Origin of the sequence: Mycobacterium sp. M26 (assembly GCF_001494595.1) — a bacterium.
Lineage (GTDB): Bacteria > Actinomycetota > Actinomycetes > Mycobacteriales > Mycobacteriaceae > Mycobacterium.
On record NZ_LN929908.1, the window covers coordinates 2,219,483 to 2,235,180 of the forward strand.

Below are 15,698 nucleotides of genomic sequence, written 5' to 3' on the forward strand. Positions count from 1 at the left end.
GACATGAAGCTCAACGACGCCGCACGCGCTCTGATCGGCCGGGGTGCCGATGCCACCCTGGTGACCCTCAACCCGGACGGCAGTCCCCAGGTGTCGCTGGTCTGGGTGGCTCTGCAATCGGGTGACGACGGCGACGAACTGGTGGTCGCCCACCTGGGTGAGCACCAGAAAGTCCGCAACATCCGCCGCGACGGCCGCGTCGCACTGACCATCGTCGCGCCCGACCCGGCCGCGCCGATGACGCCCTACCTGTTGGTCAACGGCACCGCCAGGGTGGTCGAGGGTGGGGCACCCGAACTGCTCACCGAGCTCGCCGCCGCGCTGTACTAGGGCGACGACTTTCCGCCCAAGGACGCTCCACCCGGATTCTTGACCCGCATCCGCATCGACCGGGTCGGTGGCATGGGCCCCTGGGTCTGATCAGGACGTCGGTTCGGCGCCGGCCTTGGCCGCTGAGGCCGAGGCCTCCAGTTCGTCCTCCCAGGCGCCCTCGTCGCGACCCAGCGCGATCGTGGCCGCGGCCATGGTGGCCGCCGCGATCAGCAGCGCGACCGCGACAGGTTTGCTCACCGCCAAGTGCTCACCGAGCACCACTTCGCCGAGCAGCACCGCCACCACCGGTTCGAGCACCAGCATGGCCGGCACCGAGGCCCGCAGCGAGCCCGCGTGGAATGCCGACTGCTGCAAGAGGGTTGCGATCACACCGACGAAGATCAGCAGGTACAGCACCGGCGAGGCGAACAGTCGCTGCAGGTTGCCCTCGGTGACGATGTGCATCACGAGTTTGGTCAGCACCGCCACCACACCGAACAGGACGCCGACCCCGACCGCCAGCATCAGGGCCCGTCGCCAATCGGTCAGCCGCAGCGCCACCGGCACGCAGCACGCGACGAACAGCAGGCAGATCCCGGCGGCGATCGCCGCGGTCCACGTCGACCCGTCGTAGTCGCCGGGCTCGGTGCGGGCCAGCGCCACGAACACCCCGAGTGACAACGTCAGCAGTACCGCCCAGCCCCACTCCGAGCGGGTGACGCGGCGATGGGCCAGCCGTGCGCTCAGCGGCAACGCGAACAGCAGCGCCGAAACCAGCAGGGGAGCGACCAGGATGATCGAGCCGTAGGCCAGGGCCACCGCCTGGAAGGCGTACCCGGTAACCGCCGCGGCATTGCCCGCCCACCACAGTCGCCGGCGCAGCAGCGTCGCGATCATCACCGTGCTGACACCCTGATCCGCGGGAACGTCCATGGTGGCCCGCTGGCGCACCACGATGCCGATGGCGGCGAACACCGCGCCGGCGAGGGCAGCTGCCACAACCAGGGCGTGCTGCAGCAATGTCCTCAGTCCCTTCCACGACGACGGCGGTGCCACCCGAACCCTAGGGCAGACCGGCGAACTCAGCGCACCTGCACGACCACGGGCGCGCTGTTGTATCCGGTCACTCTCACCCATTGTGCCGGTGGACCGCCGTCGGGCACGGTTCCGGTGACGGTGACGGTCTCGCCGGGGAAGACGGTCACGTAGTTGTCGTCGTACTGGATCGGCAGGATCTCGTCGGCCAGCGGACCGGTCAGCAGTTCGGCCCGCTCGAAGAAGGCGATCTTCGTGGTCGGGTTGTGCAGCGCCACGCTGACCTCACGGCCGCCGTCGGAGGCGCTGGCGGTGATATCCAGCGGCACCTTCGGCAGGGTGTTCAGCGCCGTCATATCGGCCCAGCTGACCTGCTTGGAGTCGAAGGCGGCGTCGTTGGCCGGCGGCCCGACGTCGTCGACGGTCCGCGACTGCCAGTAGATGTTGTCGGCTACCACCGCACCTGCCGAGTCGAGCAGCTCGCAGCGCACGAAGAACACCGGTGCATCGGCAGGCCCGGGCGGCAACGTCATCGCCTGGGTCGCCGACCCGGAGTCGACGCTGACGTCATCGGCGGCGCGATCGTCGCGCAGCCTGCCGGTCACGTCATAGGTACGCACCCGCACCCGCAGGTTCTCGTGCTTCTCCGGGGTCTGGTTCACCACGGTCACTCTGGCCTGGCGGTGATTGCCGGTCGCGTAGGAGTCGAACACCACCGACAGCGGTTGCAGGCCCTTCTTGGCGCCGTAGTACGCACCGCCGGGACGCAGGTAGTAGTCGAAGATGTTGCCGAAGAACGACGGCCAGTGGCTGTTGAGCATCCAGTAGATCGTCATCTTGTGGCCGTCCCAGCCGTTGGCGGCGAACGACTCGAACTGGGCCCGGGTGGCCTCGTAGTGCGCGAGTTGTGCCTTGGCGGCGAACATCTGGGCGCTGCTGGACGGGCCGTAGCGGCGGTCGATGACACGGCGGACGTTGACCAGTTGCGAGTTCTGCGGGCCGGACCCGGCGTGGAAGAACCAGGTGTCGTTGATCGGCCACAGCTTGTCGGGCGGGATGAACTTGCGCAGGCTCGCGAACGGCGGAATGTGTTCGTTGTCGCCCTGTTCGGCCGAGGAGCCGCGGGCGGCGCCGTAGCGGCCGCTGAACCAGTAGGACGGCGGGCGCCAGCTGTAGGGCCCGGCCATCTGGATGCCGTCCCACTGCGGCTGGCCGCTGGCGTCGCGGGCGAACGACGACACCGTGTCCACGGTGGCGTTCTGCCAGTGCAGGTCGTCGAGGATGCGGTGGTAGTTGGCCAGGACTTCGGCAGGCGGGCGCCCGTCGCTGCCGTTGGCCCAGATGAACACCGACGGGTGGGAGCGCAGCATGTCGATCTGGGACCGCATGCTCTCCTGGGCGACGCGGCGGTCCTCGTCGTCCCACTGCGGCCACTTCTCCCACTGGTTGCAGCACATCCAGCCGTACATCAGCGGGATGCCCAGTTCGTCGGCCATCTCGACGAAGCGGCTCGAGGAGATCTTGGACTCCAGCCGCAGCATGTTCAGGCCCAGATCCTTGACGTAGCGCAGGATCGCGGCGTCGCGGTCGGGGTCGTACTTGAACAGCAGGTCAGGGGTGTAGGTGGCGCCGCGGACCAGGAAGTCCTTGCCGTTGACCTTCAGGTAGAAGTTGCCGCCGGTGCCCAGTTCGGCGAACGAGTCGTCGGTGTCGCGGCCCTGGGTGATGCTGCGAATCCCGAACTTCTGGGTGGCGACGTCGGTGACGACCCGGTTCTGGACGAACTCCAGCCGCAGGTCGTAGAGGTTGGGCGGACCCATCGTGTAGGGCCACCACAGATCGGGGTTGGCCACCGCGAGCGCGGCGAACCGATCCGGGGTCAGCGCGATCTCGCGATCTTCGCCGGGCTGCAGCGACACCGGCTCGTCGACGTGGATCGGCGCCTTGCCGTCACGGGTGATGGTCGCGCGCAGCACGCCGCGGACCCGGTCCGCCGAATAGTTGTGCACGGTGGCGTAGACGGTCAGCTTCGCGCGGTCGGTGTCAGGCAGCGGAAGTTCGGTGTTGACGGTGGCCGCACTGATCTGGACGGGTCCGGATGTCTTGAGGTGCACCGGTTTCCAGATCCCCGCATTGCGGTCCGGAACGAACGAGTTGCCGTTGGCCGGGTTCTTGTCCGGCCCCTGATAACCCAGGTAGCGCCAGTTGATCCAGTCATACCAGCTGTCGGCGAGCTCGACGCCGTCGACGTCCTGGATGGCCCGTTCCGGGGTGACCTTGACGGCCAACGTGTTCGGCTTGCCGCGCACGATCGCGTCGGTGACATCGAGTTCGTGGTCGTTGTACATGCCGACGATGTCGCGGTTGGTGGCCACCCGGCGGCCGTTGAGCCAGATGTCGGCGCGGTAGTTGATGCCGGGGAAATCCAGCACATAGGTCTGCTGGTCGGCGGGGGCGTCGAAGGTGGTCCGGTACCACCAATCCTGCTTATAGAGGTCCTGGGGAACCTCGGTGAGCATGTTCTTGCCGTAGTACAGATTCGGGTAGACCCCGTCCTGCTGCAGGATCTCCAGCACGGTGGCGGGCATCCGCTGGATCGGGTGCCAGGCCGCGTCGTCGTAGCCGGCCTGCGAGACTTTCGCGCCGTCGGCGCCGAGTCCGGTCGCCGAGGCCAGCTTCCAGCCGGTGGCCAGTTCGATGTCCTGTGCGCCCGTCGGCGGGGGACCGGAGAACACCCGGTAGTCGCCCGCACACACCAGCAGGAGCACGACGGCGAGGAGCGCTGCGAGCCTCTTCGCCACGGTCGTCCGACTCCTTGTTTCCCAGAATGCGACACGACAACCGCTCGGCAAACGGCAGGTGTCGCGGGTCCATCTTGGCAGAGCCCCACCGGGCACGCCCGCGCTGGTTTATGTGGGCCTGCGCACAGGCGCCTAGGGGGCGGTGCGGGTGATGCAGGTGAAGGGTTCGTCGATCCAGTACGTGTTGTGCTGCTGGTCGTACACCACCGGGTAGGTGGTGGCGGGGTCGCACAGCGTGTCGATCTGCGCCTTGTCCGCCGAGGCGATGGTGAACCAGTACTTGTTGACGCCGGGGCCGATGTTCTCGCACCGGTAGAAGAAGCCGCGTAGACCCGGACCGAACACGACGCTGAGGAAGTCGGTGGACAGCTTCTTGTTGAGGTTGATGTTGTCGCAGTCGGCGCGCATCCCCTCGACGCTGGTGGTCTGGGCGGCCTCGGTGGTGTACCCGCGCGCGGTGTGGGTGCCCGAGGCGGTCCAGACCTGGGCGGGCAATCCGATCTGGGTGGCGACTTCGGTGAGGAACGGGTTGGGCGGTGAGGTGGTGTCCGGGTCGGCGGCGGCGGGGCCGGCACAGACGCCGACCACGATCGCCGGGCCGGCCGCCAACGCGGACCATCGGGCCACACGCCTCATCTCAAGCCTCCTTCTGCAGGGTCGCTGACTGGAATCGCACCCTAATCGTCCTGCGGCGGCAACCGCGGGAAATGTCCGTCTTCGGGGGGACGCCGCCGAACCCCGCTCGCCGTTCTACGCTTGGGGCCATGACCGACCAAGACCGTGCCGCCGCCCGCCGCGAGATCGCCGACGCCCTGCTCAATGCGCTCGAACGCCGGCACGAAGTGCTCGACGTCATCGTCGAGTCCGCTGATCGAAACACCGCGGTCAAGGAGATCACCACCCTGCTCGGCATCTCCCGCCGCGGCGGCGAGGCCGTCATCGGGATGTCCTTCGACCAGCTGACGAAAGATTCGCGGCGCCGGATCGCCCAGGAGATCGAGGACCTGAACAGCCAGCTGAGCTTCACCCTCGGGGAGCGTCCGGCCAGCTCGGATGACCGCCTGCAACTGCGGCCGTTCTCCCACGACGACGATCGCGACCTGTTTGCCACCCGTACCGACGAGATCGGCGCCGCCGGTGACGGCTCGGGATCACCCGCCGGTGACCTCGATGACGAAATCCGTTCGGCGCGTGAGCGTTCCAACGCCGAGGAGGCGGCCTGGTTCGTCGCGATCGACGGCGAGGACAAGGTTGGCCTGGTGTTCGGCGAACTGGTCGACGGTGAGGTCAACGTCCGGATCTGGATTCACCCCGAGCACCGCAAGAAGGGCTACGGCACCGCCGCGCTGCGCCGGTCGCGCTCGGAAATGGCCGCGTGCTTCCCGGCCGTGCCGTTGGTCATCCGTGCTCCCGGCAGTACCCGCGGCTAGCTGCTCATGCCGGGCGGCCAGGCTCAGCTGCTGTGGCTGATCGCCGCCCTGGTGGTGGCGTTGGCGGCCATCACGCTGGCAGTGGTCCTCAGATTCCGCAGCCGGTACCGCGCGGCGGCCCAGTGGGCGAGTACGGTGCTCGACGCCGACGGGGTGATCCGCCCATTCGAGAAGGGTGTCTACCGGGGTACCACCGCAACCGGCTACCCGGCGGTGAAGAACAACGGCCGGATCGCACTGACCCGCAGGCGGCTGGTGTTCGTCACGCTGACCGGGGTGCGCATCGAGATCCCTCTGGCGGCGATCACCGCCCTGCGGCAGGCCAGATCCTTCAACGGCAGTGTCGTGGGCGGCTACACCCACCTCGTCGTCGGCACCGATACCGGCGAGATCGCTTTCTTCGTACCCGATCTCGCGGCCTGGCTGCGCGATCTGGGGGAGGCGTCCGGCGTCACCCCGGCCCCGTCCTGACACCCCGACCGCGCTGCGTAGTCTCGCAGCTATGAGCGCACGCGCGGGAATCGTGGTCACCGGTACCGAGGTGCTGACCGGCCGGGTGGCCGACCGCAACGGACCGTGGGTGGCCGACCGGTTGCTGGAGCTGGGTGTCGAACTCGCCCACATCACGATCTGCGGAGATCGTGCCGCCGACATCGAGGCGCAACTGCGCTTCCTGGCCGCCGAAGGGGTGGACCTCATCGTCACCTCCGGCGGGCTGGGCCCGACGGCCGACGATATGACGGTGGAGACGGTGGCCCGATTCTGTGGCCGCGACCTGATCCTCGACACCGAACTCGAAGCGACGATCGCCGGGATTCTGAAGTCGCTGATGGCCCGCTATACCGGGGTGGATTTCGACGCCGTGATGGCGGCCAACCGCAAGCAGGCGATGGTGCCCGCAGGCGCGGAGGTCATCAACCCGGTGGGCACGGCACCCGGGGTGGTGGTGCCGGGCAAGCCCGTGGTGATGGTGCTGCCCGGGCCGCCCCGCGAACTGCAGGCCATGTGGCCCAACGCCGTTGCCAGCGATATCGTCGCGCAGGCCATCGCCGGCCGGACCGTGTACCACCAGGACACCGTGCGCATGTTCGGGCTGGCCGAGTCCGGACTGGCCGAGACGTTGCGGGAGGCCGAGCGCGTCATCCCCGATTTCGAGGCCCTCGAGATCACCACCTGCCTGCGCCGCGGCGAGGTCGAGATGGTCACCCGCTACGAGCCGCACAGTGCCGCGGTGTACCAGAATCTGATGGCCCTGGTGCGTCAGCGGCATGGGGCGATGGTGTTCTCGGAGGACGGGTCGCTGGTCGACGACCAGATCGCCGAACTGCTGTCGGGGCGGCGAATTGCCACGGCCGAATCCTGCACGGCCGGGATGCTGGCGGCCCGGCTGACCGATCGGCCGGGCTCGTCAGGATACGTCGCAGGCGGTGTCGTCGCCTACGCCAACGAGGCCAAGATCGATCTGCTCGGGGTCGACGCCGCACTCATCGACGCCCACGGCGCGGTGTCGCAGGAGGTCGCCGAGGCGATGGCCGCCGGTGCGCTGGCCCGCTTCGGTGCCGATACGGCCGTGGCGATCACCGGGATCGCTGGTCCCGGTGGCGGCACCGCCGACAAGCCGGTGGGCACGGTGTGGTTCTGTGTGCGACTGGCCGACGGCACCACGGTGAGCCGGTCGGTACGTCTGCCCGGGGAGCGGTCCGACATCCGGGAACGGTCCACCACCGTGGCCATGCACCTGCTGCGCCGGACGTTGCGTGGCGAGGCGGGTTCGGCCTAGTTCAGGCAGATTTCGGCGTCGTCGGGATCGATGTCGAAGGAAACGGTGGCCTGCAGATCGCACAGCGCGAAAAACCGGCCGCCGAGATTGGCCAGTTCGATGACGAGTTCGGCCCGGTCCAGGCCGGCATCCAGCGCTTGGTCGAGCAGCGCGATGACCTCGTCGCGGCACTGCTGCGCACCGTCGACCCGAAGCCCGGTCGCCTGAGCCTGACGCGCGGCCCGAATCATTCGCCAGGCGTAGCGCCTCTCGTCGGCGAAGTCGTTCATCCGGAGAGCCTTTCGACGGCGGTGCGACGAGAACGCCGTCTGTGCACCGGGTTTCTGCAGTACACCTCTACAGTGCCAACCCGGCCGAACGGGGGACAGGGACTTGTGGCCCACGCTTGGTAGGACGTTCGCCATGACAAACAGACGAATGGTTGGAATGGCAAACAACAATCAAGCCATTTACCCGTAGCCCAACAAATTCCGCGCGTAATGTGTGCCCAATCCGCTATTCCGACCACCATTCTGGGAGCGCATATGCGAAAAATCATGATCGGTTTTGCCGCAGCCGGAATCATCGCCGGTTCTTTTTCCGGCGTGCAATCCGCCAATGCGGCGCTGCCGAATAATGCGACGCCGTCGAACCCGAACAATTCGGTGCCGAGCATCACCGCACTGGATTGCTACGGCACCACCGGCAACATGGGCTGCGGTCCCGGGTTCTTCTGGCGCGATGGCTGGCGCGGGTGGGGCTGCTACCCCTGCTGAGCCCGTCCATCGACCGCACTTTCCAGCCCAACGAAGGACCTTTCTCATGACAGCACATCATGTCGGCGCGCTGACCGGCGTGCTCTTCTCCGCGGCGCTCACCGTCGGTGCCGGACTGGCCTCGGCGGCGCCCAACGACTACACCGCTCTGATCGTGGACCCCAACGTGGTGACGGACTCCCAGGCCTACGCGGCCGGCCCGGCGACCGTCGATCCCGGCGGCCAGCCGGGGGCGGCGATCGTGTTCACCCATCGGGACGGGCGCACGATCACCGACACCGTCTGGGTGCTGCCCGACCCGGCGGCGGCATCCGGTGCGATCGCGCAGGCCCAGGCCAACACCCCGGTGGGTAACCAGAAGTTGACGGCGTCCCCGGTGGGCTCCAATGGCCAACTCATCACCGGCACCTCGCCCGACGGAACGCAATCGCTGAGTGTTCTGTATTTCACCGAGGGCAACGCGGCCTCAGCCATCGAATTCGCCGGCCCCGCCGCCGATCCGGTGCCCGCGGATCTGGTCACCGAAATCGGTCAGAAGCAGGACGCGCTGATCAAGAGCCAACTCGGCGGGTAGTTCCGGTTACCCGGGCAGTGCCGCACGGTCGACCGGGAAGTCGAAGTAGGTCTCGGGGTAAGGCTCGGGCTGGTAGGTGAAATGCCACCACTCCTGGTCGTAGTTGACGAAGCCCTGACGCTCGAGACCTTCGGTGAGCAGTAACCGGTTCTTCAGTTCGTCGCCGCCGATGCGGGCATCGAAGGTGTGGGCCAGGGTGTCGAAACAGTCGAACCCGGTGCCCATGTCGACCGAGTTGTCGGCGAACCGGATACCTTGCGGCGCAGCGCAATCCACCAGGGGCTGGCCTGGGAGGTACGGCGGCTCGGCGGCGGCGGGCAGCGCGACCAAGGTCAGGTCCACGGTGCTGCCGCGGCTGTGGCCGGACTTCTCGGCGATGTAGCCGTCGGCGAACAGGGTCGACTTGTCCACCCGCGGATAGAACTCCGTCTTCATCCGCTGATCGCCCAGATCCTGTGCCCAGGTGACGAAGTCGTTGACCGCGCGTTGTGGGCGGTAGCAGTCGTAGACCTTGAGGGTGTAGCCGCGTTCAGTGAACTCCTGCTGTGCCCGTTGCAGCGCCTCGGCGGCCCGCCTGGTCAGGATGCAGGTGGCATCGCGATAGCCGTCCACCGGCTCACCGGTGAAGTTGTGCGGGGTGACGTAGCGCATGTCCTGCAGGATCGACGGGTCGACGTCCTGCAGGGCCACGAAGTCCGCCGGCGCCACCGGATCGGGCGCGGCGATTGCGGGCGGGGCGGTGACCATCGCGATCGCCACCGCGGCGATCAGTGAAAAGTATTGGTATTCAGCGCTTTTCGTCACGATTCCAGATGTCCAGCATGGCGCTCAGGATATCTTCGGCGCGGCCGAGCCCGGCGAGATGACTTTCGCCCGGAAGGTGGTACAGCTCGGCATCGGGCAAACCGTTGACCACGTGCTGGCCGTGGGCGAACGGAACGATGTGGTCCCGGTCGCCGTGCCACCACCGGACCGGCACTTTGACCTCATCGAGCCGGAAGCCCCAATCCCGGGCGAAGACCACGATGTCGGCGAACGGGGCCGCCAGCTGCTTGCGGCTGCCGTTGAGCAGGTCGTCGAGGAACATGGCCTTGAACTCCGGGCGCACCAGCATCTTGCGGTCCGCCTCCGGCGAGATCGCCGCGTAGAGGTAGACCGCGGGTTCGGCGACCGGCCGGACCAGCCGGATGAAGGTGCTGGCCGCCAGCCGGATCGGCCCGCCCGCCACCTCGATGAGCGGGGCGGCGACCGTGCCCAGCGCCATCAGCCCCCCGCCGATCGCATCGGGTCCCACCGTCGGTGCGACGCCCCCCAGGACGCCGGCCGCCACCACCCGCTCGGGCAGTGCAGCCGCGCAGCCCAGGGTGTACGGGCCCCCACCGGAGAGCCCGACGACGGCCATCTTGTCGACCCCGAGCGTGTCGGCGATGGTGGTGAAGTCGTTGGCGAACGACAGCACGTTGTCGTACTGGAACGGCGTGGATGAGCCGATACCGGGGCGGTCCAGGCCGATGAGCCGGATCCCGCGCTGCTCGGCGAACACCCGCGCCTCCAGCGGGATCTGGCGGCGCGCCCCGGGGGTACCGTGCAGCCAGAACACGGCCCTACCCTGCGGGTCGCCGAACTCGGCAAAGCCGATCTGCCGGTCCTCGCCGACCGCGATGTTGCCTTCCAGCTTGGGACGGGCGATAGAGACAGCCATGGGCACAGTCTCGCACGCGGGGCCGGGGGTCCCGGACGAGTTCAGCGGCGAGCGCTCACCGGCTGCCCAGCCAGCCTGGTGGCCGGCGATCCGCCCACGGCAGCGCGGTCTCCAGCTGCGCGGCCAGTTGCAGCAGAACGGTTTCCTCGGGTGCGGTGAGCTGCACGCCGATCGGCAGTCCGTCGGGGGTGACTGCCAGCGGCAGCGAGATGGAGGCCCAGCCGGTGACATTGGCCATCGTCGTCCAGCCGGTGTGGGCGAACTCCACGTCGAAGAACGCCCGGGTGGTGCCGCGCGGCTGGTCGAGCACCCGGTAGGGCGGCGGCGGGGCGAGCAGAGTGGGAGTCAGCAGCACGTCGTGGGCGGCCATCCCCGCCGCGTACCGGCGGGTCTGGGCGTGCAACGTGCCGATGGCGTCGGCGTAGGCCACGCCGGTGGTGGTGAATCCTTCCCGCATCATCACCCAACTGCTCGGCTCGAATTCGTCCTCGCGGGGTTCGCGGCCCAGATGCTCGGTGGCCAGGTTGTACAGCTGGACGTTGCTGACGTTGTGCAGCACGGCGATGGCGTCGGCCACCGCGTCGGCGTCGAACACCGGGGCGCCGGCCTCGATCCGGTGGCCCAGGCTCTCCAGCGCGCGAGCCGTGGCCTCCACAGCCGCCACCACCAGGGGATCGGTGCCGGGTCCCGGGAAGGGCGAGTCGGTGGCGACCAGGATCCGCTGCGGGCCCGGATCGACGGCCAGTGCGCTGGTGAACGACTGCGCGGGAAGCGGGGCGTTGTACGGGTCACCCGGTGCCGATCCGGTGACCGCATCCAGCAGCGCGGCGCTGTCGCGGACGGTCCGGGTCAGGGCGTGCTCGACGGCCAGGCCCTCGAGCAGATGCCCGCCGGGCGCGAACGAGGTGCGGGCCCGGCGCGGTTTGAGCCCGACAAGGCCGCAACAGGATGCCGGCACCCGGATCGAGCCGGTGCCGTCGCCGCCCGAGGCGGCGGGCACGATGCCGGCGGCCACCGCCGCCGCTGACCCGCCTGAGGAGCCGCCCGGCGTGATGTCCGGCGACCACGGATTGACGGTCGGGCCGAACAGGGACGGCTCGGTGGTGCAGTGGTTTCCCCACTCGGGGGTGTTGGTCTTGCCGAACACCACCAGATCGGCCTGCAGGTAACGCTGCACCAGCCAGGCGGTCTCGTCGGCGATGTAAGTGCGCAGCGCGCGGCTACCCATCGCCTCGGGGGCACCGGCCAGCGAGGCGCCAAGATCCTTGAGCAGGAAGGGAACTGCGGCCAGCGGGCCGGCGGAGCCGCTCCGGACGGCCCCCGCGGCGTCGAGTGCGGCGGCCTGGTCGCGACCGCGTTCGAAGAGGTCGGTGATCACCGCGTTGAGCCGACGGGCCGACTCCAGCCGGGCGATCGCAGCTTCGAGAAGCTCGACCGCCGACACCTCACCGGTTGCGGCGAGCGCGGCCTGTCCGATCGCATCGAGTTCCGCGAGTTCCGCGGCGAATGTGGCGTCCATTGCTCGCGATCCTTGCCGCCGTCGAGCGCGGCGGCAACCCGAGGGGTCAGTGCTTGTTGTTGGCGTCGAGCAGTTCGCTGGACTGGCTCTGGTCGCTGGCCGCCTGCTGAGCGGCCTGCTGCTCTTCAGTTGCCTTCTCCGCCTGGCCTTCCGGGCTGGCCAGCGAGTTGCCCGGCGTGCCCGCCGAGGCGAGTTTGGCGTTGCAGTTCAAGAACAGCAGCACGGTATCGGTCACCGGGCTGAAGTTGTCGCCCTTGAGCCAGGGCGCTTTCTGCGAGCGGGTCACCACGCAGTCGGCCTGATCCACGGCGTCACCGACGGACGAGGCGATCACCGCCTTCTGGCCGGCACCGCTGATCGCCGAGGATGCGTCCGAGTAGGACTTGCCCGCATAGTCGTCGGCGCTCGCCACGCCGGTGCCGAAGAAGGTGACTGATACCGCGGACAGGGCTAACGCTCCCAGTCCAACTCCGATGACCTTGTTCACGTCGTGTGGCCTCCCATGCCGGTGTGCTACCTGCTGCGTCACAGCCATCGGGACGCGAATCCACAGGCTAGAGGGGCATTCTGCGAACAAGCTGGGCGGCGACTGCGAGCCCGCTGCGGGGGATTGACCACCGTCGGCACGGCACCGGACACCTTGGCGTCAGCCGTCGTTCGCCGGAATGCGGTTCACTGGAGGCATGGCATCGATACGCCGACACCGCACCTCGCGGCTGCGCCACCCGCTGTCCGTGGGGTTCGAGGCACATCGTGGACTGCTGATCCTGCGATTGCGCTGGCACGAGCGCGCCGCGCGCCGGGCGCCGGGCGCAGCCATCAGACCGCGGAGCTGGTGACCCGCGCCCGGTATGACGACGGCGTCTCGCCGCAGAATCCGGCGAATGCCCGGGTGAACGACCCGACGCTGTCGAAGCCCACCGCCGATGCGGTCTGCGCCACCCCCTGACCCGGGGCCGCGAGTAGAGCCATCGCCCGTAGCATCCTGGCATGCAAAAGGTAAGTGCGCCATGACAATCCGGCTTCGCTCTGGAATTGGCGGCGTAGCGTGCGTTCGGAGACAGCGACCGCACGGCAGACCTGCTCGAGAGTGACCGTCTGCAGATTGTCCTTGGTGAAGGCCATCGCCGCGGCCACCACGGGATCCTCGGAGGTCGGCAGGCTCAGCGGCGCTTCATGATCCAACGCCTCGGCCACCAGGTTGGCCAGCGCGATGAAGAACGAGTCCGAGATCGCGTCGCCGGCCGCGCGGGCGATCGGCCAGCGCATCGCGTAGAGCATCATCTCGCGCAGCAGCGGGGAGACCGCCAGAATCCGGGCCCGGTCGCCGGGGTCGGTCAGCAACGACGGGTCGAACATCACCGCCAGCGTCCTGACCGACGGATTCATGGTCGCCTGGTGCTCCAGCCCGGCCGGAATCCAGGCCGCCTGCTGGGGCGGGAGCAGGTAGTGACCGGCCGCGGTTTCGACCTCGACCACGCCGCCGATCGCGTACTCGATCTGGTGGACATCGTGGACGTGCCAGCCGGTGACCAGCAGATCGCCCTCGTAGAGATAGCTGCCGGCGAGGACTCGGCCACCCCGCCGCAGCTCGATCTGGGCGACGTTGGCCGGTTCGGACAAACCTCTGGCCGAATGCGCGGAGACGGTCATGTTGATCGAGGGTACAACTAACCGCATGAACGTTGACGATCTGATCCTCGTGAGCATCGACGACCACGTGGTGGAGCCACCTGACATGTTCCTGCGCCACGTTCCGGCCAAGTACCGCGATGAGGCCCCGATCGTGGTGACCGACGCCAACGGCGTCGACCAATGGATGTACCAGAGCAAACCGCAGGGCGTCAGCGGCCTGAACGCCGTGGTGTCCTGGCCGGCCGAGGAATGGGGCCGCGACCCTGCCGGATTCGCCGAGATGCGGCCCGGCGTCTACGACGTGCACGAGCGGGTCCGGGACATGAACCGCAACGGCATCCTGGCCTCGATGTGCTTCCCGACGTTCACCGGCTTCTCGGCCCGTCACCTCAACCAGCACCGCGAGCAGGTCACCCTGGTGATGGTGTCGGCCTACAACGACTGGCACATCGACGAGTGGGCCGGCGCCTACCCGGACCGGTTCATCCCGATCGCGCTGCTGCCGACCTGGAATCCCGAGGCGATGTGCGAGGAGATCCGCCGGGTGGCAGCCAAGGGCTGCCGCGCGGTCACCATGCCCGAACTGCCGCACCTGGAAGGTCTGCCGAGCTACCACGACGACGACTACTGGGGCCCGGTGTTCCGGACGCTGTCGGAGGAGAACGTGGTGATGTGCCTGCACATCGGCACCGGCTTCGGCGCGATCAGCATGGCGCCCAACGCGCCCATCGACAACCTGATCATCCTGGCCACCCAGATCTCGGCGATGGCCGCCCAGGATCTGCTGTGGGGTCCGGCGATGCGCAAGTACCCCGACCTGAAGTTCGCCTTCTCCGAGGGGGGCATCGGCTGGATCCCGTTCTACCTGGATCGCTGCGACCGGCACTACACCAACCAGAAGTGGTTGCGCCGCGACTTCGGCGACCAGCTGCCCAGCGATGTCTTCCGCGATCATTCCCTGGCCTGCTACGTCACCGACAAGACGTCGCTGAAACTGCGCCACGAGATCGGTATCGACATCATCGCCTGGGAGTGCGACTACCCGCACTCGGACTGTTTCTGGCCCGATGCCCCCGAGCAGGTGCTGGCCGAACTGAATGCCGCGGGTGCCGACGACACCGACATCGACAAGATCACCTGGCAAAACGCCTGCCGTTTCTTCGGCTGGGATCCGTTCGCCCGCACCCCGAAGGATCAGACCAGTGTCGGCGCGCTGCGCAGCAAGGCCACCGACGTCGACACCTCCATCCGCTCCCGCAAGGAGTGGGCCGCCCGCTACGCCGAGAAGCAACTGGCCAAGGCGTGAGCCTTCCCGGGGTGGCCGGCAAGGCCGCCGTCGTCGCCGGCGGCGCCACCGGGATCGGGGCGGCCACGGCGATCCGGCTCGCTGCCGAGGGAGCGGCCGTCATCGTCGGGGATATCTCGGCTGACGGCGCCGAGGCGACGGTCAGTGCGATTCGTGCCGCCGGCGGCACCGCGCAGGCGGTGGCGTTCGACCTCGCCGACCCGGATTCGGTGAAGGCGCTGATCGACGCGGCGAGTGCGGCATTCGGCGGTCTGGACCTGTTGTTCAACGTGGGCTCGGATATGAGCCTGCTGCGCGGTGACACCGATGTCGTCGACATCGATTTCGCGATCTGGGATCGCACGATGACCGTCACCCTGCGCGGCTACCTCGCGGCGATGAAGTACGCCATCCCGGCGATGCTGTCCGCAGGGGGCGGGGCGATCGTCAACATGTCGTCGGCCGCGGCATTCATCGGCGAACCCAGCAGACCGGCCTACGCCGCGGCCAAGGCGGGAATCGGTGCGCTCACCCGGCACGTGGCCTCGCGCTGGGGCCGCGACGGGATTCGTTGCAACGCAGTGGCTCCCGGGTTCACCGGCACCGACGCGATGCGGGCAGCCCCGCAATGGCCGCAACTGGAGGCCGGTGCCCTGCGTGGCGTGCGTTCCACCCGGGTCGGTCACCCCGGCGATATCGCCGCGATGGTCGCATTTCTGATGTCCGACGACGGCGCCTGGATCAACGGCCAGGTCATCAATGTCGACGGCGGTGCGGTCCTGCGCTAGCTCTGACCGGCCGCCACGGAAGTTGGTATCGGTAGCCGCGGGTCACCTCTGTACTTGCTCGTGACGGCGCCACCAAGGCGAC

16 protein-coding genes and 1 pseudogene are annotated in these 15,698 nt (G+C 68.2%); 8 read left to right on the forward strand and 9 right to left on the reverse strand.

Translation table 11 applies throughout. The features are described from left to right. The first annotated feature begins 3 nt into the window (after positions 1-3). Positions 4-420 (forward strand): annotated as a pseudogene (locus tag BN3385_RS19895) (PPOX class F420-dependent oxidoreductase). Here BN3385_RS19895 and BN3385_RS19900 read toward each other — a convergent pair. The 3 genes from BN3385_RS19900 to BN3385_RS19910 all read right to left on the reverse strand — a co-directional run bounded on the left by BN3385_RS19900 (position 421) and on the right by BN3385_RS19910 (position 4,784). Continuing rightward, positions 421-1,332 (reverse strand): DMT family transporter, encoded by a 912-nt coding sequence (locus BN3385_RS19900; protein ID WP_059019301.1) that lies wholly within the window; start codon positions 1,330-1,332, stop codon positions 421-423. Positions 1,333-1,394: 62 nt separating this feature from the next. Then, on the reverse strand, positions 1,395-4,148 hold the full coding sequence (locus tag BN3385_RS19905) for a glycoside hydrolase family 2 protein (protein WP_231748773.1): 2,754 nt from the start codon (positions 4,146-4,148) through the stop codon (positions 1,395-1,397). Between the two features lie 132 nt (positions 4,149-4,280). Continuing rightward, complete coding sequence (locus BN3385_RS19910; RefSeq protein ID WP_156432821.1) at positions 4,281-4,784, reverse strand: hypothetical protein; 504 nt, start codon at positions 4,782-4,784, stop codon at positions 4,281-4,283. Between the two features lie 128 nt (positions 4,785-4,912). Here BN3385_RS19910 and BN3385_RS19915 point away from each other — a divergent pair, with 128 nt between their 5' ends. The 3 genes from BN3385_RS19915 to BN3385_RS19925 are packed head-to-tail and all read left to right on the forward strand — an operon-like array spanning position 4,913 to position 7,358. Next, a complete protein-coding gene (locus BN3385_RS19915) occupies positions 4,913-5,578 on the forward strand; it encodes a GNAT family N-acetyltransferase (protein WP_059019305.1) in 666 nt (221 codons plus the stop codon). 6 nt (positions 5,579-5,584) lie between these two features. After that, positions 5,585-6,049, forward strand: coding sequence for a hypothetical protein (locus BN3385_RS19920; protein ID WP_059019307.1), 465 nt, complete (start codon positions 5,585-5,587; stop codon positions 6,047-6,049). A 31-nt stretch (positions 6,050-6,080) separates the two neighbouring features. Then, complete coding sequence (locus BN3385_RS19925; protein WP_059019309.1) at positions 6,081-7,358, forward strand: competence/damage-inducible protein A; 1,278 nt, start codon at positions 6,081-6,083, stop codon at positions 7,356-7,358. On the opposite strand, the gene BN3385_RS19930 is transcribed toward BN3385_RS19925, so the two are convergent. Continuing rightward, positions 7,355-7,627: a hypothetical protein gene (locus BN3385_RS19930; protein WP_059019310.1), complete on the reverse strand. Its 273-nt coding sequence runs from the start codon at positions 7,625-7,627 to the stop codon at positions 7,355-7,357. The two genes, BN3385_RS19925 and BN3385_RS19930, sit on opposite strands and share 4 nt — an antisense overlap. 267 nt (positions 7,628-7,894) lie before the next feature. On the opposite strand from BN3385_RS19930, the gene BN3385_RS19935 reads away from it, so the two are divergent. Both BN3385_RS19935 and BN3385_RS19940 read left to right on the forward strand, forming a co-directional pair. Further along, a complete protein-coding gene (locus BN3385_RS19935) occupies positions 7,895-8,113 on the forward strand; it encodes a hypothetical protein (protein WP_231748774.1) in 219 nt (72 codons plus the stop codon). Positions 8,114-8,159: 46 nt separating this feature from the next. Beyond that, the gene (locus BN3385_RS19940; RefSeq protein ID WP_059019314.1) at positions 8,160-8,687 is read left to right on the forward strand and encodes a hypothetical protein; all 528 of its coding nucleotides are present in this window, start codon (positions 8,160-8,162) and stop codon (positions 8,685-8,687) included. 6 nt (positions 8,688-8,693) lie between these two features. On the opposite strand, the gene BN3385_RS19945 is transcribed toward BN3385_RS19940, so the two are convergent. The 5 genes from BN3385_RS19945 to BN3385_RS19965 form a co-directional block, all read right to left on the reverse strand. Beyond that, positions 8,694-9,491 carry a M15 family metallopeptidase gene (locus BN3385_RS19945; protein WP_231748775.1) on the reverse strand — a complete coding sequence of 266 codons (798 nt, stop codon included), beginning with the start codon at positions 9,489-9,491 and terminating at the stop codon, positions 8,694-8,696. Next, entirely contained in the window at positions 9,475-10,389 is a 915-nt protein-coding gene (locus tag BN3385_RS19950) for an alpha/beta fold hydrolase (RefSeq protein ID WP_059019316.1), read from the reverse strand. The genes BN3385_RS19945 and BN3385_RS19950 overlap by 17 nt, the downstream gene beginning before the upstream one ends. 55 nt (positions 10,390-10,444) lie before the next feature. Beyond that, the gene (locus BN3385_RS19955; RefSeq protein WP_059019317.1) at positions 10,445-11,908 is read right to left on the reverse strand and encodes an amidase; all 1,464 of its coding nucleotides are present in this window, start codon (positions 11,906-11,908) and stop codon (positions 10,445-10,447) included. 46 nt (positions 11,909-11,954) lie between these two features. Next, positions 11,955-12,395, reverse strand: a complete 441-nt coding sequence (locus BN3385_RS19960; protein ID WP_059019319.1) for a hypothetical protein — start codon at positions 12,393-12,395, stop codon at positions 11,955-11,957. A 332-nt stretch (positions 12,396-12,727) separates the two neighbouring features. Continuing rightward, positions 12,728-13,561 carry an AraC family transcriptional regulator gene (locus tag BN3385_RS19965; RefSeq protein WP_059019321.1) on the reverse strand — a complete coding sequence of 278 codons (834 nt, stop codon included), beginning with the start codon at positions 13,559-13,561 and terminating at the stop codon, positions 12,728-12,730. A 25-nt stretch (positions 13,562-13,586) separates the two neighbouring features. Here BN3385_RS19965 and BN3385_RS19970 point away from each other — a divergent pair, with 25 nt between their 5' ends. After that, positions 13,587-14,849 carry an amidohydrolase family protein gene (locus BN3385_RS19970; RefSeq protein WP_059019324.1) on the forward strand — a complete coding sequence of 421 codons (1,263 nt, stop codon included), beginning with the start codon at positions 13,587-13,589 and terminating at the stop codon, positions 14,847-14,849. Further along, positions 14,846-15,616 carry an SDR family NAD(P)-dependent oxidoreductase gene (locus BN3385_RS19975; protein WP_059019326.1) on the forward strand — a complete coding sequence of 257 codons (771 nt, stop codon included), beginning with the start codon at positions 14,846-14,848 and terminating at the stop codon, positions 15,614-15,616. Before BN3385_RS19970 ends, BN3385_RS19975 begins: the two co-directional genes overlap by 4 nt. Positions 15,617-15,698 lie beyond the last annotated feature (82 nt).